Origin of the sequence: Pseudomonas gozinkensis, from assembly GCF_014863585.1 — a bacterium.
Lineage (GTDB): Bacteria > Pseudomonadota > Gammaproteobacteria > Pseudomonadales > Pseudomonadaceae > Aquipseudomonas > Aquipseudomonas gozinkensis.
The window spans coordinates 3173772-3192531 of sequence record NZ_CP062253.1 but is presented as its reverse complement, the minus strand read 5'-3'; the positions used below and the strand labels follow the sequence as shown (position 1 = coordinate 3192531).

Annotated in this window: 15 protein-coding genes; 11 read left to right on the top strand and 4 right to left on the bottom strand. The window is 61.3% G+C overall.

Annotated features, from left to right (window positions below; translation table 11 throughout):
• Window positions 1–20 precede the first annotated feature (20 nt).
• The 10 genes from IHQ43_RS14150 (at window position 21) to IHQ43_RS14105 (ending at window position 9879) form a co-directional block, all read left to right on the top strand.
• Entirely contained in the window at window positions 21–353 is a 333-nt protein-coding gene (locus IHQ43_RS14150) for a DUF2934 domain-containing protein (protein ID WP_192564868.1), read from the top strand.
• A gap of 217 nt (window positions 354–570) precedes the next feature.
• Window positions 571–2730 carry a glycogen debranching protein GlgX gene (gene glgX, locus IHQ43_RS14145; protein ID WP_192564867.1) on the top strand — a complete coding sequence of 720 codons (2160 nt, stop codon included), beginning with the start codon at window positions 571–573 and terminating at the stop codon, window positions 2728–2730.
• Window position 2731: 1 nt separating this feature from the next.
• Window positions 2732–3730, top strand: coding sequence for an acyl-CoA dehydrogenase family protein (locus IHQ43_RS14140; protein WP_192564866.1), 999 nt, complete (start codon window positions 2732–2734; stop codon window positions 3728–3730).
• The gene (locus IHQ43_RS14135; RefSeq protein ID WP_192564865.1) at window positions 3727–4485 is read left to right on the top strand and encodes a PIG-L deacetylase family protein; all 759 of its coding nucleotides are present in this window, start codon (window positions 3727–3729) and stop codon (window positions 4483–4485) included. The genes IHQ43_RS14140 and IHQ43_RS14135 overlap by 4 nt, the downstream gene beginning before the upstream one ends.
• On the top strand, window positions 4482–5081 hold the full coding sequence (locus tag IHQ43_RS14130) for a class I SAM-dependent methyltransferase (RefSeq protein WP_192564864.1): 600 nt from the start codon (window positions 4482–4484) through the stop codon (window positions 5079–5081). The genes IHQ43_RS14135 and IHQ43_RS14130 overlap by 4 nt, the downstream gene beginning before the upstream one ends.
• On the top strand, window positions 5078–5737 hold the full coding sequence (locus IHQ43_RS14125) for a glycosyltransferase family 2 protein (protein WP_192564863.1): 660 nt from the start codon (window positions 5078–5080) through the stop codon (window positions 5735–5737). Before IHQ43_RS14130 ends, IHQ43_RS14125 begins: the two co-directional genes overlap by 4 nt.
• A 183-nt stretch (window positions 5738–5920) precedes the next feature.
• A complete protein-coding gene (locus tag IHQ43_RS14120; protein WP_192564862.1) occupies window positions 5921–6679 on the top strand; it encodes a PIG-L deacetylase family protein in 759 nt (252 codons plus the stop codon).
• A gap of 266 nt (window positions 6680–6945) precedes the next feature.
• Window positions 6946–7347, top strand: a complete 402-nt coding sequence (locus IHQ43_RS14115) for a hypothetical protein (RefSeq protein ID WP_192564861.1) — start codon at window positions 6946–6948, stop codon at window positions 7345–7347.
• A 288-nt stretch (window positions 7348–7635) separates the two neighbouring features.
• Complete coding sequence (locus tag IHQ43_RS14110; protein ID WP_192564860.1) at window positions 7636–8418, top strand: endonuclease/exonuclease/phosphatase family protein; 783 nt, start codon at window positions 7636–7638, stop codon at window positions 8416–8418.
• A gap of 390 nt (window positions 8419–8808) precedes the next feature.
• Entirely contained in the window at window positions 8809–9879 is a 1071-nt protein-coding gene (locus tag IHQ43_RS14105; RefSeq protein WP_192564859.1) for an autotransporter outer membrane beta-barrel domain-containing protein, read from the top strand.
• A gap of 139 nt (window positions 9880–10018) precedes the next feature.
• Here IHQ43_RS14105 and glgB read toward each other — a convergent pair whose 3' ends face one another.
• The 3 genes from glgB to IHQ43_RS14090 form a co-directional block, all read right to left on the bottom strand.
• Window positions 10019–12250, bottom strand: coding sequence for a 1,4-alpha-glucan branching protein GlgB (gene glgB / locus IHQ43_RS14100; RefSeq protein ID WP_192564858.1), 2232 nt, complete (start codon window positions 12248–12250; stop codon window positions 10019–10021).
• A gap of 2 nt (window positions 12251–12252) precedes the next feature.
• On the bottom strand, window positions 12253–15594 hold the full coding sequence (gene treS / locus IHQ43_RS14095; protein ID WP_192564857.1) for a maltose alpha-D-glucosyltransferase: 3342 nt from the start codon (window positions 15592–15594) through the stop codon (window positions 12253–12255).
• Window positions 15595–15777: 183 nt separating this feature from the next.
• Window positions 15778–17775: an alpha-1,4-glucan--maltose-1-phosphate maltosyltransferase gene (locus IHQ43_RS14090; RefSeq protein WP_192564856.1), complete on the bottom strand. Its 1998-nt coding sequence runs from the start codon at window positions 17773–17775 to the stop codon at window positions 15778–15780.
• Between the two features lie 218 nt (window positions 17776–17993).
• Here IHQ43_RS14090 and IHQ43_RS14085 point away from each other — a divergent pair, with 218 nt between their 5' ends.
• On the top strand, window positions 17994–18152 hold the full coding sequence (locus tag IHQ43_RS14085) for a hypothetical protein (protein ID WP_173861372.1): 159 nt from the start codon (window positions 17994–17996) through the stop codon (window positions 18150–18152).
• Here the strand turns inward: IHQ43_RS14085 and IHQ43_RS14080 are convergent, their stop codons facing one another.
• On the bottom strand, window positions 18153–18659 hold the full coding sequence (locus IHQ43_RS14080) for an MgtC/SapB family protein (protein ID WP_192564855.1): 507 nt from the start codon (window positions 18657–18659) through the stop codon (window positions 18153–18155).
• Window positions 18660–18760 lie beyond the last annotated feature (101 nt).

Below are 18760 nucleotides of genomic sequence, written 5' to 3'. Positions count from 1 at the left end.
TTCAGTTCAGGAGCATTGCGATGAGTACCGACGATAAACGCATTCGCGAATTCGCCTATCAGATCTGGGAATCCGAAGGTAAACCCGAAGGCCAGGATGCCCGCCACTGGGAGATGGCGCGCAAACTGGCCGAAGCCGAGGCGCTGGCACCGAAAAAATCGCCCAAGGCTGCCGGCAGTAAAACCGCTGGCAAGACCGCCACCAGCAAAGCTGTCGACGGCAAGGACGCTGTGGCCAAACCCAAGGCCACGACAGCCAAGGCCAAGCCTGCCAGTGCCGCCAAGGTTATTCCCCCGGGCGAAAAAGCCGCCGAGAAAAAGCCCCGCGCGCCGCGCAAGCCGCCAGCGGCCTGACGCGTCCCGAACCGTTGAACTGAACGACCGTGTGGCGGGTTAGCCCGCCACTGAGGGCGCGCTCGTCCTCAAGAAACACCAATAACCCTGTGGGAGCGAGCTTGCTCGCGATAGCGTTGTGTCAGTCGACATCAATATTGGATGTCCATCCGCAATCGCGAGCAAGCTCGCTCCCACAGGGAAAGATGACCACCCCCGATTTTTTGCAGGAGCACCTATGACCCGTCCAAAGAAAACCGAGCCCGCCGCGCACGCCGAACCCTCGCGCATTCGTGAAGGCCTGCCCTTCCCGCTCGGCGCGACCTGGGATGGTCTGGGGGTGAACTTTGCGCTGTTTTCCGCCAACGCCACCCGGGTCGAACTGTGCATTTTCGACGATGCCGGCGAAGTCGAACTCGAACGCATCGAGCTGCCGGAATACACCGACGAGATCTACCACGGCTACCTGCCCGATGCGCATCCGGGGCTGATCTACGGCTACCGCGTCTACGGCCCGTACGACCCGGCCAACGGCCACCGCTTCAACCACAACAAATTGCTGATCGACCCTTATGCCAAACAACTGGTCGGCCAGTTGAAATGGTCCGAGGCGCTGTTCGGCTACACCATCGGCCATCCGGACGCCGACCTCAGTTTCGACGAACGCGACAGTGCGCCCTTCGTCCCCAAGTGCAAAGTCATCGACCCGGCGCACACCTGGGGCCACGACCAGCGCGTCAGCGTGCCGTGGGACAAGACCATCATTTACGAAACCCACGTGCGCGGCATCAGCATGCGCCACCCTTCCGTGCCGGAGAACGTGCGCGGTACGTTTGCCGGGCTGATGGTCGACGATGTACTGGAACACATCCGCAAACTAGGGGTGTCGACTGTCGAGTTGTTACCGATCCACGCCTTCGTCAACGACCAGCACCTGCTGCATAAAGGCATGACCAATTACTGGGGCTACAACAGCATCGCGTTCTTCGCCCCGGACCCGCGCTACCTGGCCAGCGGCAAGATTGCCGAGTTCAAGGAAATGGTTGCGCACCTGCACGAAGCCAATCTCGAAGTGATTCTCGACGTGGTCTACAACCATACCGCCGAGGGCAACGAGCAAGGCCCGACCCTGTCGATGCGCGGGATCGACAACGCCTCGTACTACCGCTTGATGCCGGATGACAAGCGCTTCTACATCAACGATTCCGGCACCGGCAACACCCTCGACCTGAGCCATCCTTGCGTGCTGCAAATGGTCACCGACTCGCTGCGTTACTGGGCCAGCGAAATGCACGTCGACGGCTTCCGTTTCGATCTGGCGACCATTCTCGGTCGTTATCACGACGGCTTCGACGAACGTCACAGTTTCCTTGTCGCCTGCCGACAGGACCCGGTGCTGCGTCAGGTGAAAATGATCGCCGAGCCCTGGGACTGCGGTCCCGGCGGTTATCAGGTCGGCAATTTCCCGCCGGGCTGGGTCGAGTGGAACGACAAGTTCCGCGACACCGTGCGCGCCTTCTGGAAAGGTGACGACGGCCAGCTCGCCGACTTCGCCAGCCGCATGACCGCCTCCGGGGAAATGTTCAACCAGCGCGGGCGCCGGCCTTATTCGTCGGTGAATTTCGTCACCGCTCACGACGGCTTCACCCTCAACGATCTGGTGTCCTACAACGACAAGCACAACGAGGCCAACGACGAAAACAATCAGGATGGCAGCAACAACAACCTGTCCTGGAACCATGGTGTCGAGGGCCCTACCGACGATCCGGAAATCAACGCACTGCGCCACCGGCAGATGCGCAATTTCTTCGCCACCCTGCTGCTGTCCCAAGGCACGCCGATGCTGGTGGCCGGTGACGAATTCGCCCGCACCCAGGACGGCAACAACAACGCTTATTGCCAGGACAGCGAGATCGGCTGGGTCAACTGGGACCTGAGCGAGGACGGCAAGGCGCTGCTGAAATTCGTCAAACGCCTGATCAAATTGCGCCTGGCCTACCCGATCCTGCGACGCGGGCGTTTTCTGGTCGGTGAATACAACGAGGACATCGGGGTCAAGGACGTGACCTGGCTCGCGCCGGACGCCACCGAGATGACCACCGAACACTGGCATGACGCGCACAACCGCTGCATGGGCATGCTGCTCGACGGTCGCGCCCAGGAAACCGGGATCCGCCGCAAGGGTGCCGACGCCACGTTGCTGCTGGTGGTCAACGCCCATCACGACATCGTCAATTTCACCCTGCCGGAAGTGCCTGAAGGCAGTTTCTGGACCTGCATGATCGACACCAACCAGCCTTCGATCCGCGGACAGGAACGGTTCACGTTCGGTCACGAATACTCGGTCACCGGGCGCTCGCTGCTGCTGTTTGAACTGCAACGCGAAGAAGAGGACTGACATGGACTTGCCCGGCTATCTCTCACGGCACACGCCGGATTACCGCGACACGGCTGCGCTCGGCAGGTGTCTGCGGGAAATGGTCGAGGCTGGCCTCGACCATCTGCCATTGCCCGGCAGCGGCCGTACGCTGGAGCGCTGGCAACGGCTGTCCGAGGTCGGCGGGCATGATCTGGGGCTGTGCAAGCTCTACGAAGGTCATACCGATGCTTTGGCGATTATCGAGCAACTTGGCGGGTCGCCGACGCCGGGCAGTACCTGGGGCATGTGGGCGGCCGAACCACCGCAAGCGCGGGTTCGGGTCAGCCGTTCGGGGCAACTGGTACGGTTGAACGGACGCAAGGCGTGGTGCTCCGGGGCGACGGTGCTCAGCCATGCCCTGCTCACGGCGTGGGATGAGGACGATCATCAGCAACTGGTGGCCGTGGCCCTCGATCAACCGGGCGTGGCCGTGACCGATCAAGGCTGGCAAGCGGTCGGCATGGCCACTTCCGGCAGCGTCGAAGTGCTGTTCGATGATGTGGAGGCCCAGGCGATCGGCGACCCGGGCGACTACCTGCAACGTCCGGGTTTCTGGCATGGCGGGATCGGGATCGCCGCGTGCTGGTATGGCGGCGCAAGGGAGCTAGGCGAACGCTTGCGTCAGCATTGTGCGCGCCGCGAAGAGCCCCACGCACTGGCCAGTCTCGGCGCCGTCGACAGCGCCTTGCACGCGGCCGCTCAAGTGCTGCGTGTCAGTGCACTGGACATTGACAGCGATCCCCACGCCAATGCCGAGCTACTGGCCCGCCGCGTACGCGCCGTGGTCGAGGATACCGCCGAACAGGTTATTCGCGAGACCGGTCGGGCACTCGGCGCCGGGCCGTTCTGCAAGGACCCGCACTTCGCCCGCCTGGCAGCCGACTTGCCGGTGTATCTGCGCCAAAGCCACGCTGAACGTGATCTGGCGGCACTGGGCCAACGGATCGCGCAGCAGCCGCGCGAGTGCTGGGCCCTATGAAGCGCAATCCGATCGTCGGCGAGGGAACTTCCCTGCATGAATGGCAGGGCTCCCGGCATTTGGCAGCGGTGGATAGCATCGACATTCTCGATCTGGTCCCGCCGGGATCGCGGGCGGTAGTGATTGCGCCGCATCCGGACGATGAAGTGCTCGGTTGCGGCGGACTGTTGCAACGGCTCGCGGCGGCGGGACGTTCCCTGCAATTGATCTCGGTCACCGATGGCAGCGCCAGTCATCCGGGTTCGGATCGCTGGCCGGTGGAGCGTCTGAGCGTGGTGCGCCCGCAGGAATCCGCCGAAGCCCTGCGCCGTCTCGGCCTGCCCATGCACCAGTTGCAGTGGCTGCGCGGCGGTTTCCCCGACACCCAGGTCGCCGCGCGCGAATCGATGCTGTGCCAATACCTGACCCGCTACCTGCAACCCGACGACGTGATCTTCACCACCTGGCGCGAGGACGGCCACAGCGACCACGAAGCCGTTGGCCGCGCCAGCGTCGAAGCGGCGCGCCGTGTGGGCGCGATCTGCCACGAGCTGCCGGTCTGGACCTGGCACTGGGCAACCCCGGAAGACGCCATCGTGCCCTGGGAACGGGCACGCAAGATTCTGCTCAGCCCGGAACAGGTTGCGCGCAAGCGTCACGCGGTGCATGCGTTTGCCAGCCAGTTGGAGGGCGATCCCGAAGCCGGCTTGGCTCCTGTGCTCAAACCCTATGTCATTGATCGACTGCTGCAACCGTTCGAGGTGGTCTTTCTATGAGTGTCGAGGATCGCTACTTCGAAGGCCTGTTCGCGGGCAATAACGACCCCTGGGGATTTCGCCAGCGCTGGTACGAGCAGCGCAAGCGCCTCGTGACCCTGGCGGCCCTGCCCCGCCCGCACTACCGGGCCATCTTCGAGCCGGGGTGCGCCAACGGTGAACTGAGTGCGGCGCTGGCCGAACGCTGCGATCGGCTGTTGTGCTGCGACACGAGCGCCGCCGCAGCCAATCTGGCGCGGACCCGGCTGAGCCTGTTCGACCACGCCGAGGTGCGTCAGGGTCGCCTGCCGGGCGACTGGCCCGCAGAAAAATTCGACCTGATCGTCTTCAGCGAAATCGGCTACTACCTTGATCGACAGGATCTGACAGAGGTGATCCGTCGCATCAGCGATTCATTGACGGTGGACGGCCAACTGCTGGCCTGTCACTGGCGCCCGCCCATCGAAGGTTGCCCGCTCAACGCCCGACAGGTTCATGACCTGATTCACGAACAGTTGCACCTGCCGCGACTGGTCCTGCATCAGGAGGCGGACTTCCTGCTTGAAGTCTGGAGCCGCGAACCGCGCTCGGTGGCCGCGTTGGAGGGGTTGCGATGATTGGCATCCTGATTCCCGCACACAACGAAGAAGCATGGCTTCATGACTGCCTGCACGCCGCGCTTCGGGCCGCCCGACATACAAGTCTGGCCGGCGAGCCGGTGGAAGTGCTGGTGATTCTCGATAGCTGCACCGACCGCTCGGCGCAGATCGTCAGCCAATACCCGGTGCAGGCAATGACCATCGAGGCCCGCAATGTCGGGCAGGCCCGAGCGTTGGGCGCGCAGCGACTGCTCGAACGCGGCGCACGCTGGATATCCTGCTCGGACGCCGACAGCCGCGTCGCCGAGGACTGGCTGGTGGAACAACTGGGGCTGGGCACGGATGCCGTATGCGGCACCGTCACGGTCGAACACTGGCACGAGTCGTTCGATGAAGCCGCACAGATTCGTTATCACCGAGACTACCAGGCGAGCGAAGGACACCGGCACATCCACGGTGCCAACCTGGGCGTCAGCGCACAGGCCTATCTGCGGGCCGGTGGCTTCGAACCCCTGGCGTGCGACGAGGATGTGCAGCTGGTGCGTCAGCTGGAGCGTTCGGGGGCCAGCATCGCCTGGAGCCATCGTCCGCAAGTCGTCACCAGCGCCCGTCTGGACAGTCGCGCACGCGGTGGTTTTGGCGACTATCTGCGACAGTTGGCACAGACTGAATAAAAAAAAGCGGATCAGGTTGATCTGTGACGCGACGAACCGCCCGTCTTGAGCAATACTCTGCTGCGCAGCAATCCAGGGTTCGGAGCGCTGCAGGGCTATCCACCAGCCTTCACGGGTCGAACACGTCTGGAATGACCAGCGTTTGTACGACTGAGGGCGAGACACAACAAGGACGTATCACTCATGAAACCGTTATCCCTCAGCGAGAGCGGCCTGCCGGCGCAGATCTGGAACAGCGCCCCGCAGCTCGACAACATTCCCGTCATCAACACCCACACTTTGGTCCCGCCCGGCGCCCGCGCCGTGGTCATCGCCCCGCACCCCGGCGATGAAGTGGTGACCTGCGGCGGCCTGCTGCAACTGCTTTCCAGCCTCGGACATCCCTTGCAATTACTGTCGATCACCGATGGCAGCGCCAGTCATCCGGGCTCGCGCCAGTGGTCGGAAAAACGCCTGAGCGTGTTCCGCCCCCAGGAAAGTGTCGAAGCCCTGCGCCGCCTGGGCTTGCCGATGCACAGCCTGAAATGGGTGCGCGGCGGTTTCACCGACAACGCCCTGCTCGACCAGGAAACCCAACTGACCGATTTCATCGTCCGCTACCTGCGCCCCGGTGATGTAGTGTTCAGCACGTGGCGTGAAGACGGCACTGCCGATCATGAAGTGGTCGGCCGGGCCAGCGCCAAAGCGGCACAACAGGTCGGCGCGACCTACCACGATGTGCCGGTCTGGGCCTGGCACTGGCCAGAACGGGACCAGGCGCAGATCCCGTGGCATCGCGCGCGCAAGCTGCGCCTCGACACCTGGACCGTCGCGCGCAAGAGCCACGCGACCCATGCCTACGCCAGTCAGCTCAACGGCGAACCGGCGATCGGTATCGCGCCGCTGCTGCCCAAGTCGATTCTGGAACGCATGCGACTGCCCTACGAAATCGTCTTCGTCTGATCGCACAAAAGTCAGGAGCCACAAGATGCCTTTGGGAGCTGACCTGCCAGCGATTGCGCAGGTCAGCCAACAAAGGTGTTCGCCGTATTGATGCCTTCACGGGCAGGGGCATTCAGCGTGCAGAATCTGCCAAAAACTACAATTTTAAAATCAAGCGACCATTCGTCGAAAATACGCCCGCACCTGTCATATCTGACAGGTGTGCATTTCATTGTTATGCGCTTAGATCTCGCCTGCACTATCCCGAAAACGCAGGAGTAATGATCATGAGTCAATCAAACCAAACCTCACAATCGTATTTTGAAGATTTCCAGAATGAAGAACCGCGAGAAATTAATGAAGCGTCTGATACAACTAAAAATGGCCTGACCCTTCGCAAACTGGAAGGTGGTCAAATTCTATTGGATAAAGAATTAACAATATCTTGGGAAACTAAAGCACGCCTGGATCCAAGTATTTTGTCTACCGAGGTAGAGATTACTGGTGACGCCTATGGAGGTGTAGACATCGAGTTCTATGATCAATCAGCCAAGCTTATCGGCACTGAAAGACTTTTAGATGGGTCAGTAACCTTCCGTTCGAATACACCTGTTGCGTACATCATCATCCCCTATGACGACCCTCACGGACGAGCCGTAATAAATCGCGTGCGCTGGAGTAAACAATGATTTTCAGCGTTTTCGAATTGTCAGTGGCACCCAACAGAGACAGCGCGCTTACTTCTACTTCCCAACCGAGAGAGCGCTGTTTATAACCAGCAGATTCTGTAATTGATAACGTGCAGTATTTATCGAGTAAGCCGAGGCTGCGATATTTGGATCTTTGAAGTTGATTGAAAAAGACAAGGTCAAAAGATCGCAGCCTGCGGCAGCTCCTGCAGGGATACTGGATCAGAAGGAACCGTCGGGCCTCGCGTCAGTCGCATGCATAGGCATACCGGATTCAGAGGAGTGAACGTGTCCAGCGATCCCAAGCGTCATGTCGTCGACGCGCCAGTCATTCACCGCCTGCGGGTACTGACGGTCAATACACACAAGGGTTTCACCGCGCTCAATCGACGTTTCATCCTTCCGGAACTGCGTGAAGCGGTGCGCAGTACCTCGGCCGATCTGGTGTTTCTGCAGGAAGTGGTCGGCGAACACGAGCGACATTCCAGCCGCTACAACGAATGGCCGCAGACCTCGCAGTACGAATTCCTTGCCGACAGCATGTGGAGTGATTTTGCCTACGGACGCAATGCGGTCTATCCCGATGGCCATCACGGCAACGCCCTGCTGTCGAAATACCCGATCCGCGAATACCGCAACCTCGATGTCTCGATCACCGGCCCCGAACGGCGCGGGCTGTTGCACTGCGTACTGGATGTACCAGGGCATGCCGAAGTGCATGCTATCTGCGTGCACCTGAGCCTGCTCGAAAGTCATCGCCAGTTGCAGTTGCAACTGCTCTGCCAGTTGCTCGAATCCTTGCCCGAGGATGCCCCGGTGATCATCGCCGGTGACTTCAATGACTGGCAGTTGCAGGGCAACGTCGCCCTCGCCCGCCGCGACTACCTGCACGAAGCTTTCGAACGCCATCACGGCCGCCCGGCCAAGACTTACCCCGCGCGCTTCCCGCTGCTGCGACTGGACCGGATCTACCTGCGCAATGCCAGCAGCCACGACCCGCAGATCCTCGGCAACAAACCGTGGACGCATCTCTCGGATCATCTGCCGCTGGCGGTCGAGGTGCATTTGTAACGCGATACTGACAGCTGTCTTCACCCACCAAGCGATGCGGAACCGGTCAGCTTTCGCGGTTCCGCGGACCGACTGTCGGCTGCAATACATCTCTGCCTCACGGCTTTCGCAGTGATTGGCCCTACAAACAAGAACTTAGATAAATGCGCAAAAACATAACGTTGCATCATCCGTTTTGGCCCTACCACTCATCGTTCAATTTCTTGACGCAACGGCTCGGGTCTTCTTAGCTCTACCTTACTACCCCCGGAAACATTACTCGGGGCGAGCCTCAGGTCACTCGTCAAGACGAGCGTCCACGGGTTCGCCACGCTCCATTCGGTCGCCCCTCGTTCGGGGTAGGAGAGACGCCAAGGCGAGATACCGCGTGCGATAGCAAGGTAGAACTCCATGAAAACTTCACTCACCTCACAAGAGATCAAAGTCACGTTTTGCACTGTTTCAAGTTCTATCTTGCTGTGCTCGTCCATGGAGGCGCAGGCAGGTCCTGTGGCGGACGAGGCGACACCCTGGTATCGCCAGGACATTCCCGTGATGACCCTTCCCGCCACGATCGTGACCCCAGGCCCGCAACGCCTGAGCCCGCAACCGGATCTGCGCGGAACAAACCTGATCACCGAAGACCTCGCCCCCTCGGCCTGGGATCAACTCTACGGACAGACGTCCCGCCAGGCGCAAACCGACGTCCTCAGCCCGGGCTTCGCCACGCCCGGAACCGGCGACTTCAAGGGCCCCGCCGTACTGACCCTGAAAAGCAGCAGCGGCCACACCCAGCAGGTCGGCCTGATCGGCGGGATCAATCAGATCAAGGCCAATGGCAACGGACTGATCACCAGCCGCGCCCTCGCCGACCCGACCACCGACACCCTCAACCTGCAAGGCCAGAGCCTGGGCGCTTACTACAGCCTGATCGGCCCGCAGGGCTGGCACGTCGATCTGTCGGCCAGTGGCGGTCGGGTCAGCGGTTTCAGCCGTAACGAACAAGGTGCACGCCTGGCCACCGAAGGCAGCGCGATGACGTTGTCGGTGGAAGGTGGTTTTCCGATCGGTCTGGGGGAAAACTGGGTGGTTGAACCGCAGGCGCAATTGATCAACCAGCGCATCACTCTGGACACGCCCTATGCCGGTTCGGGCAACGCTTCTTCCAGTGATATTTCATCGTGGAGCGGCCGGGTCGGTGCGCGCTTGAAAGGTAGCTACGATCTGAACGGCTTGCCGGTCGAACCCTACGTGCGCACGAACTTGTGGCACACGGTGTACACCGGCAACACGGTGACGCTGGATCAGGTGGACAAGATCAGCAGTAGTCGCAAATCCTCGACCGTGGAAGTCGGACTGGGGCTGGTGGCAAAAATGACGCCGACGGTCAGCCTGTACGTGAGCGCCGACTACAGCAGCGACGTGGACGACAACGACCTGAACGGGTTGATTGGCAGCCTCGGCATCCGGATGCGCTGGTAAGGACGAGCCTCAGATGATCGTTCCCACGCTCTGCGTGGGAATGCAGCCCGGGACGCTCCGCGTCCCTTCCAGAGCTGGAACGCGGAGCGTCCCTTGAGGCATTCCCACGCGGAGCGTGGGAACGATCTTGCGTAGGGGGTCAGGCTTCGGGTTTAAGGATCAACACCGCCAACGGCGGCAGGTTCAGTTCCAGTGACAACGCCTGCCCATGGCTGGCCACCTCTTCGGTGAACGCCCCACCACCATTGCCATAATTGGAGCCGGCATACGTGTCGGCGTCACTGTTGAGCAATTCCCTCCAGCGCCCGGCAAACGGCACGCCGACACGGTACGACTGGCGCGGCACCGGCGTGAAGTTGGCCACCACCAGCACCGGCGTTCCGTCCTTGCTCCAGCGCAGCCAGGCGTAAACGCTGTTGATCGCATCGTCGCCAATCAGCCACTGAAACCCTTGCGGCGCATCGTCCTGCTCATGCAGCGCCGGTTCTTCGCGGTAGAGCCGATTCAGGTCGCCGACCAGTTTCTGCACGCCCTTGTGTTCCGAATACTGCAGCAGATACCAGTCCAGTTGCTGGTCGTGATTCCACTCGCGCCACTGACCGAACTCGCAGCCCATGAACAGCAGCTTCTTGCCCGGATGGGTCCACATGAAGCTCAGATAGGCCCGCAGGTTGGCGAATTTCTGCCAGCGGTCGCCGGGCATCTTGTCGATCAGCGAATGCTTGCCGTGCACCACTTCGTCGTGGGAAATCGGCAGGATGAAACGCTCGGACCAGGCGTAAACCAGACCAAAGCTCAGCTCGTTGTGGTGATGAGCGCGGTACACCGGATCCTGCTGAATGTAATGCAGCGAATCGTGCATCCAGCCCATGTTCCATTTATAGGCAAAGCCGAGACCGCCCTGCTGGGTGCTCTGGCTGACGCCCGGCCAGGCTGTGGATTCCTCGGCGATCACCAGCGCGCCCGGTGCTTCCAGCGCCACCACGTCGTTCAAGTGGCGCAGGAAGTCGATAGCTTCCAGGTTTTCCCGGCCGCCATGACGGTTCGGCACCCACTCGCCGGCCTTGCGCGAATAGTCGCGATACAGCATCGATGCGACCGCATCGACCCGCAGCCCGTCGACGTGGAAATGCTTCAACCAGTGCAGCGCCGAGGCCAGCATGTAGCCGTGCACTTCGGTGCGGCCCAGGTTGTAGATCAGCGTGTCCCAATCCTGATGAAAACCTTCTTGCGGGTTGCCGTACTCATACAGCGCCGTGCCGTCGAACTGCGCCAGACCATGGGTATCGGTCGGAAAATGCGCCGGCACCCAGTCGAGAATCACCCCGATATCAGCCTGATGGCAGGCGTTGATGAACGCCGCGAACTCGTCCGGCGTGCCGTAACGGGCGCTCGGGGCGAATTGCGACAGCAACTGATAACCCCAGGAACCGCCGAACGGGTGCTCCATGATCGGCATCAGTTCGATGTGGGTGAAACCCAGTTCCTTCACATACGGAATCAAACGCTCTGCCAGCTCCGGCCAGGTGTACTGGCGGGCCACTTCGCCGAGATCGTCGAGTTCGCACTGCCAGGAACCGGCGTGCAGCTCATAGATCGACAGCGGTGCATTGTGCTGCTGGCGCTCGCGTCGGCTGCTCATCCAGTCCTGATCCTGCCAGTCGATCTGCAGCGGCGAGGCGACTTTGGACGCGGTGTCCGGCGGCAGGCTGGTGGCCAGCGCCATCGGGTCGGCCTTGAGCGGCAGAATGCCGTGAGCGCCAAGAATTTCGTACTTGTACAGTTCCCCCGCCTGCAGGCGCGGAATGAACAACTCCCACACGCCCGACGGATGCCGCAACCGCATTGGATGCCGTCGCCCGTCCCAGACGTTGAAATCGCCGACTACCGAAACGCGTCGGGCATTGGGTGCCCACACGGCAAAGCGCACACCATCGATGCCATCGACGGTTTTCAGCTGCGCACCGAGGCAACTGCTGAGGTCGCGGTGATTGCCCTCGGCGAACAGGTACAAGTCCATCTCACCGAGCAGCTGGCCGAAGCTGTAAGGATCTTCCGCGACCTGTTCGCCACCGGCCCAGCGGGTGCGCAACAGATACGGCCGTGCGTCGTCGAAATGGCCGACAAACAGCCCCGGCGTTTCCGTGGCTTCCAGCGGACCGAGCTCTTCGCCACTGTTTTTGTCCAGCACCGAAACGTTCAACGCGCCAGGCAGATACGCCCGGATGAACTGCCCGCCGGCGCCATCGCCGTGGGGGCCCAGAATGGAAAACGGGTCGTGGTGTTCCGCGCGCACCAAGGCATCGATGTCCTTCGCCTTGGGCAGCAATCTTTCATTAGCGTGACCCTGTTCCTTGTTCGAGAAACTCATGACTACTCTCCACCAAGATCGGAAAAGGGTTTGAGCCCCGTCAATAACCCATACAGACCGTGCAGCGGCACGGGCAGCCAGGTGGGGCGATTTTCGGCTTCATAGGCCACTTCGTAGGCCGCTTTCTCCAGACCGAACAACGCCAGTGCGGCGTTGGCACCTTCAGGATCTTGCCAGGCATGATCAAGACTAGCTGCCGCTTGGCGATATGCCTGGAGAAATGCTTCCCGGGCTTCACGCAGGTAACGTTCCGTGACACGCCGGCGCGCGGTTTCGGCTTCGGGACTGTTGTCGACGTTGTGCACATTCAGGGCCATGGCGGCGGCATAGTCGAAGGAACGCAGCACACCGCTGACATCCTTGTACGGGCTGTGCTTGCCTCGGCGCTCGGCCAGTGGCCGCGCCGGCTCGCCTTCGAAGTCGATCAGGTATGCGTCGCCCTTGATCACCAGCACCTGCCCCAGGTGCAGATCGCCGTGAACGCGGATCCGCAGCCCGCCAGCGGACTGCCTGGCCAGGTCCTGCACGTGGGCGAGGATGGTTTTCCTGTTGTCGAGCAAGCGACCGACCAGCTTCTGATCCGCTGCATCGAGTTCGCCCTGATGCTGCTTGAGCAGTTTCAGTGCGTGCTCGACCTGCGCCCCGACGTCCTTGCCGGTCGCCTGCGCATCCTTGGCCGAACTGACCTGCGGCGCGAAGTCCTTGTTGTCGCTCGGCGCTGCCAGCACCTGATGCATTTCCCCCAGACGCTGGCCGAGCATGCCGGCAAAATCCTTCAGCTCACCCAGGGCGTTGTAGTGTTGCGCCTGCTCGGACATGGCGTCCGCCAGCTCATCGCGCAACGCCCGCTCGAGGTTGTTCTGCGTCCATTCCCAGGCATCGCCCTGATTGCTCAGATAGCCTTGGGCAATCATCAGCAGGTTGTCTTCGCCCTTGCCGTCACGGCGAATCACCGAACCGAGCAGCGGAGAGATATTGGCAAATCCGGCAGCGGTCAGGTAAGCGCTCATCTCCAGTTCCGGGTGTACGCCGGAAGCGACTTTGCGGATCAGCTTGAGCACCAGACTGTTGCCGATCACCACCGAACTGTTGGATTGCTCGGCAGACAGATAGCGCACTTCGGACTCCGCGCCCAGGCCGAGTTTTTCAAGTTGCGACGTTGCCTCGAAACGGATTTCGCCCTCACTGGATTCCAGCACCGCACCGCCCTGCATGCCTTGCAGCACCGCGCGAATAAACGCTTCAAGACTGAAAGCATCGGTGATCAACCCGACCTGACGAACCCGGCGCACCCGCGCCAGGGCCAGTTGCTGAGGCAATGCCGGCCCGACCTGGTCTTCGGCAATGAAGCCGAATGGCAGTTGATAGCGACTGGTCTGCCCGCCGCTCTGCACTTCGATTTCGCTGAACAGCACCGGATGCTGGGCATCGCCGAAGCGCACGCCATAGGCCAGTTTCACCTGGTCGATGGCAGCGTCCTTGCCGGCGAACCAGCGGCGGTTCTGCAGCCAGTTCGGCAGGATCGCCTGTTCGAGCGTGGCTCGGGACGGCGCCTCGAGCAATTCTTCCATGCGTTTTTTCAGCACCAGCGTGGTGAAGTCCGGCAGGCTCTGCGCCGGCTCGACGTGCCAGCTCGGCATCTGGTTTTCCGCCGCCAGGCCGAACCAGTAGAAACCGTAGGGCGGCAAGGTCAGCAGAAAACTCAACTGGCCGATGGGCGGGAACGCGTTACCGCCGAGCATCTCCACCGGCACCATGCCGACGTAGGCCGACAAGTCGAGCTCCACCGCTTGCGCGCTGCGAGACACGTTGGCCACGCACAGAATGGTTTCGTGCTTGCCGTCCGGGCCGGTGTATTCACGGGTGTAGGCCAGAACCCGGCGGTTGGCCGGCGACAGCATTTTCAAAGTGCCGCGACCGAACGCCTTGGATTGCTTGCGCACGGTCAGCAGGCGCCGGGTCCAGTTCAGCAGCGAATGCGGATCGCCAGCCTGGGTTTCGACGTTGACCGACTGATAGCCGTATTGCGGGTCCATGATCGGCGGCAGCACCAGACTGGCCGGATCGGCGCGGGAAAATCCGCCGTTGCGGTCGATTGACCATTGCATGGGCGTGCGCACGCCGTCGCGGTCGCCGAGGTAGATGTTGTCGCCCATGCCGATCTCATCGCCGTAATACAGGGTCGGCGTGCCGGGCATCGACAGCAGCAGACTGTTAAGCAGTTCGATGCGGCGGCGGTCGCGCTCCATCAACGGCGCCAGACGCCGACGAATGCCAAGGTTGATCCGCGCGCGACGGTCGGCGGCGTAGTAATTCCAGAGGTAGTCGCGTTCCTTGTCGGTGACCATTTCCAGCGTCAATTCATCGTGGTTGCGCAGGAAGATCGCCCATTGGCAGTTGGCGGGAATTTCCGGGGTCTGGCGCAGGATGTCGGTGATCGGGAAGCGATCTTCCTGGGCCAGCGCCATGTACATGCGCGGCATCAGCGGAAAGTGGAAAGCCATGTGGCATTCGTCGCCATTCACGCCCTCGGCGTCGGTGTCGCCGAAGTACAGCTGGGTGTCTTCCGGCCATTGGTTGGCTTCGGCCAGCAGCATGCGATCCGGGTAATTGGCGTCGATCTCGGCGCGGATCTGCTTGAGGACGTCGTGGGTTTCCGGGAGGTTTTCGTTGTTGGTGCCGTCGCGTTCGATCAGATACGGAATCGCGTCCAGCCGCAGGCCGTCGATGCCCATGTCCAGCCAGTAACGCATCACCGACAGCACGGCTTTCATGACTTGCGGGTTGTCGAAGTTCAGGTCCGGCTGGTGCGAATAGAAACGGTGCCAGAAGTACTGGCCGGCCACCGGGTCCCAGGTCCAGTTGGACTTTTCGGTGTCGAGAAAAATGATCCGGGTGCCGTCGTATTTCTGGTCGTCATCCGACCACACATAGAAGTCCCGCGCCGCCGAACCGGGCTTGGCCTTGCGCGCCCGCTGGAACCACGGGTGCTGGTCGGAGGTGTGGTTGATGACCAGTTCGGTAATCACCCTCAACCCACGTTTATGCGCCTCGGCAATAAAACGCTTGGCGTCAGCCATCGTCCCGTAATCGCTGTGTACGCCCCGGTATTCGGCGATGTCATAACCATCGTCGCGGCGTGGCGAGGGGTAGAACGGCAACAGCCAGATGGTGTTGACGCCGAGTTCGGCGATGTAGTCGAGTTTGGCGATCAGGCCGGGAAAGTCGCCGATCCCGTCATTGTTGGAGTCGAAAAAGGATTTGACGTGAACTTGATAGATGACCGCGTCCTTGTACCAGAGCGGGTCCTTGATGAAGGTGGCTGCCTTGGGTTTCTTCGCCATGTGAAACTCCTGTTCAATTCAATAAGGGCGCCCTGCGCAGATCACTGATCGCTGATCGTTCCCACGTCGAGGCGTCGAACCGTCCGCGTGGGAATGCCGCCATGGGCGCTCTGCGTCCGCTTTGGGACGCGGAGCGTCCCGGTATGCATTCCCACGCAGAGCGTGGGAACGATCAGGAACCGATCAGGAAGAGGTAATGCGCCAGATTCCGAACGGCTGATATGCCGGGTCGATCCGCATGAACTGGTACTTGCCGTGCCAGTCCCAGCGATGGCCGTTCATCAGGTCTTCGCCATGGGTAGTGGCATCGTCCGGCAGGCCCATTTCCCACAACGGCAACTCGAAATTCGCCTCCTGCACGTTATGCGGATCGAGGCTGACGGCCACCAGAATGAAGTTGCTGCCGTCCGCGCTGCGCTTGCCGAAATACAGAATGTTGTCGTTCCAGGCGTTGTAGATCTTCAGGCCCAGATGGCTGTGCAGCGCCGGGTTCTGGCGGCGGATGCGGTTGAGCTGGGCGATCTCGGCAATGATGTTGCCGGGCTGGTTGAAGTCGCGGACGCGGATCTCGTACTTCTCGGAATCGAGGTATTCCTCCTTGCCCGGCACCGGCGCCGACTCGCACAGTTCGAACCCCGAATACATGCCCCACAAGCCAGAACCCATGGTCGCCAGCGCCGCGCGGATGAGAAAACCGGGACGCCCCGACTCATGCAGGAAAGCCGGGTTGATGTCCGGGGTGTTGACGAAGAAATTCGGCCGGTAGCACTCGCGCCACGGCGATTCATTGAGCTCGCTGAAGTAGGTCGCCAGTTCGGCCTTGGTGTTGCGCCAGGTGAAATAGGTGTAGCTCTGGGTGTAACCGACCTTGCCCAACCGCGCCATCATCGCCGGCGTAGTGAAGGCTTCAGCAAGGAAGATCACTTCCGGGTACAGCGTGCGCACATCGGCGATCAGCCATTGCCAGAACGGCAGCGGCTTGGTGTGCGGGTTGTCGACGCGAAAGATCTTCACGCCCTCCTGCACCCAGCCAACCACGATGTCGCGCAACTCGACCCACAGGCTCGGAATCGCTTCCGGCGCATAGAAATCGACATTGACGATGTCCTGATATTTCTTCGGCGGGTTCTCCGCGTATTTGATCGTGCCGTCCGGCCGCCAGTTGAACCAGCCCGGATGCTGCTTGAGCCAAGGGTGATCCTGGGAACACTGGATGGCGAAATCGAGGGCGATTTCCAGACCATGGTCAGCGGCGGCTGACACCAGCCGACGGAAGTCCTCGCGGGTGCCGAGCTGCGAGTGAATCGCTTCGTGGCCGCCCTCCTCGCTGCCGATCGCATACGGGCTGCCGGGATCGTCCGGGCCGGCGGTCAGGGAATTGTTGCGGCCCTTGCGGTGGCTGCGGCCAATCGGGTGGATCGGCGTGAAGTACAACACGTCGAAGCCCATGTCCTGAATCATCGGCAGGCGCGAGTGCACGTCATTGAAAGTGCCGTGGCGGGCGGGATCGTCGGTGATCGAGCGGGGAAACAGTTCATACCAACTGGCGAATTCCGCCAGTTCGCGTTCGACGTCCACCGGGAATTCCGGGCTGAGGCTCAGATAGGCGCGGTGATCGGCCTCGGCCATCAGTTGCGCACTGCGCGAGTGCAGAAACAACGCGACCTGCTCGGTTTCGAGCAGGCCGGACAATTCGTGATGCAAGCCGGCCAGTTGTTCGCTGAGCTGACCTTCGCTGCGCTCGGCGGCCTGCTGCACCATGGTGCGCCCTTCTTGCAGCTCGAGACTGACCGGGACGGCGGCGGTGTGTTTTTTCTCCAGTTCGTACTGAAAACTGGCGAACTGATCGATCCACGCTTCGATCAGGAACAGATAACGGCCCATGCGCAGCGGCTGAAACACACCGCGCCAGCCGTTGTTGCCCTGATCGGTCATGACTTCGGTCTGCCAGGTTTCATCGCCCTCTTCGCGCCAGCGGATGCGTACCGCCAGTTTGTCGTGACCGTCGGCGAACACCTTGCTGGTGACTACGATCTCCCGGCCGGCAATTGCCTTGACCGCAAACTGTCCGCCTTCGAGGGTCGGTGCGGTGTCTTCAATGACGATGCGCGGCAGCAGCAGGGCCTGCGACAGCGGTATGTGCGGGTTGTAGCTCAGTTCGGAGGGTTTTTCAGCAGTCATTGAGCATCTCTCCTTAACGCCCCAAGGACGCTCGTTTGCCTGTTTGGCGGTCACGGCCGGGCCTGCGCCCGGTGATGAACTCTCTCAGGTTCCGAGCAGCCGTCGCCGGAAAAAGTTCACAGGGATTTGTCCCGCCACAAAATCGGATCGATTTCGCAGTGAAGTGGTCAACCCACTTAAGCACTTCCCACGCCAAGTGCCACACGGAGGTTCACCCGATGAGTATTCCGATTCCCGCCGAAACCCCTGATCCGAACATCGACAAACCGGTCCTGCCCGAGACCGAGCCGCAGCCGATCCCCGAACAGGAACCGCCTGGCACCACGCCACCACCCAAAGAGGAACCGCCGACGACGATGCCGCCGGTGATCGTCTGATCAATTAGGGTCGTCGTGATCTTTTTCAAAGATTTTCACGATCCTTGGCATCACGTTGAAAATCCCCAACGCCAACAACGTACTGAGCAGCGCCGTCGCCTCGCGGCCCAACCCGGCCGCGACGCCGATGGCGGCAGTCATCCACAGGCCGGCGGCGGTAGTCAGGCCTTTGACATGGCCTTCGTCGCCTTCATGATTTTTCAGGATGGTCCCGGCACCGAGAAAACCGATCCCGGCAATCACCCCCTGCACCACCCGGCTCATGGCATCGGCCTGGGACCCGGACAATTGCGGCACCAGTACAAACAGCGCCGCGCCGAGAGCTACCAGCATGTGCGTTCGCACCCCGGCGGCCTTGCCTTTGTGCTCACGCTCGAACCCGAGAATCCCGCCCAATATCGCCGCCATCAACAGACGCACGGTGATCCGCGTCAGTTGCGATGCATCGCCGATATCGGCGAATTCGGCTTGCAGGGTTTCCCACACTTCATGCCACCAGGCGTTCATCGTGCAGTCCTTGTGAAGGGGCGATAGAGGGTGGACAGCGCCGACCATTAATCGGTTGCGTAGAACGATCGGCCAAGCGCGGGCCCTAACGGTTCAGATCC

Excerpts from the sequence above, each read along its gene's own strand:
- IHQ43_RS14150 (WP_192564868.1), top strand. The coding sequence starts at position 21 with ATGAGTACCGACGATAAACGCATTCGCGAATTCGCCTATCAGATCTGG.
- glgX (WP_192564867.1), top strand. The coding sequence starts at position 571 with ATGACCCGTCCAAAGAAAACCGAGCCCGCCGCGCACGCCGAACCCTCG.
- IHQ43_RS14140 (WP_192564866.1), top strand. The coding sequence starts at position 2,732 with ATGGACTTGCCCGGCTATCTCTCACGGCACACGCCGGATTACCGCGAC.
- IHQ43_RS14135 (WP_192564865.1), top strand. The coding sequence starts at position 3,727 with ATGAAGCGCAATCCGATCGTCGGCGAGGGAACTTCCCTGCATGAATGG.
- IHQ43_RS14130 (WP_192564864.1), top strand. The coding sequence starts at position 4,482 with ATGAGTGTCGAGGATCGCTACTTCGAAGGCCTGTTCGCGGGCAATAAC.
- IHQ43_RS14125 (WP_192564863.1), top strand. The coding sequence starts at position 5,078 with ATGATTGGCATCCTGATTCCCGCACACAACGAAGAAGCATGGCTTCAT.
- IHQ43_RS14120 (WP_192564862.1), top strand. The coding sequence starts at position 5,921 with ATGAAACCGTTATCCCTCAGCGAGAGCGGCCTGCCGGCGCAGATCTGG.
- IHQ43_RS14115 (WP_192564861.1), top strand. The coding sequence starts at position 6,946 with ATGAGTCAATCAAACCAAACCTCACAATCGTATTTTGAAGATTTCCAG.
- IHQ43_RS14105 (WP_192564859.1), top strand. The coding sequence starts at position 8,809 with ATGAAAACTTCACTCACCTCACAAGAGATCAAAGTCACGTTTTGCACT.
- glgB (WP_192564858.1), bottom strand. The coding sequence starts at position 12,250 with ATGAGTTTCTCGAACAAGGAACAGGGTCACGCTAATGAAAGATTGCTG.
- treS (WP_192564857.1), bottom strand. The coding sequence starts at position 15,594 with ATGGCGAAGAAACCCAAGGCAGCCACCTTCATCAAGGACCCGCTCTGG.
- IHQ43_RS14090 (WP_192564856.1), bottom strand. The coding sequence starts at position 17,775 with ATGACTGCTGAAAAACCCTCCGAACTGAGCTACAACCCGCACATACCG.
- IHQ43_RS14085 (WP_173861372.1), top strand. The coding sequence starts at position 17,994 with ATGAGTATTCCGATTCCCGCCGAAACCCCTGATCCGAACATCGACAAA.
- IHQ43_RS14080 (WP_192564855.1), bottom strand. The coding sequence starts at position 18,659 with ATGAACGCCTGGTGGCATGAAGTGTGGGAAACCCTGCAAGCCGAATTC.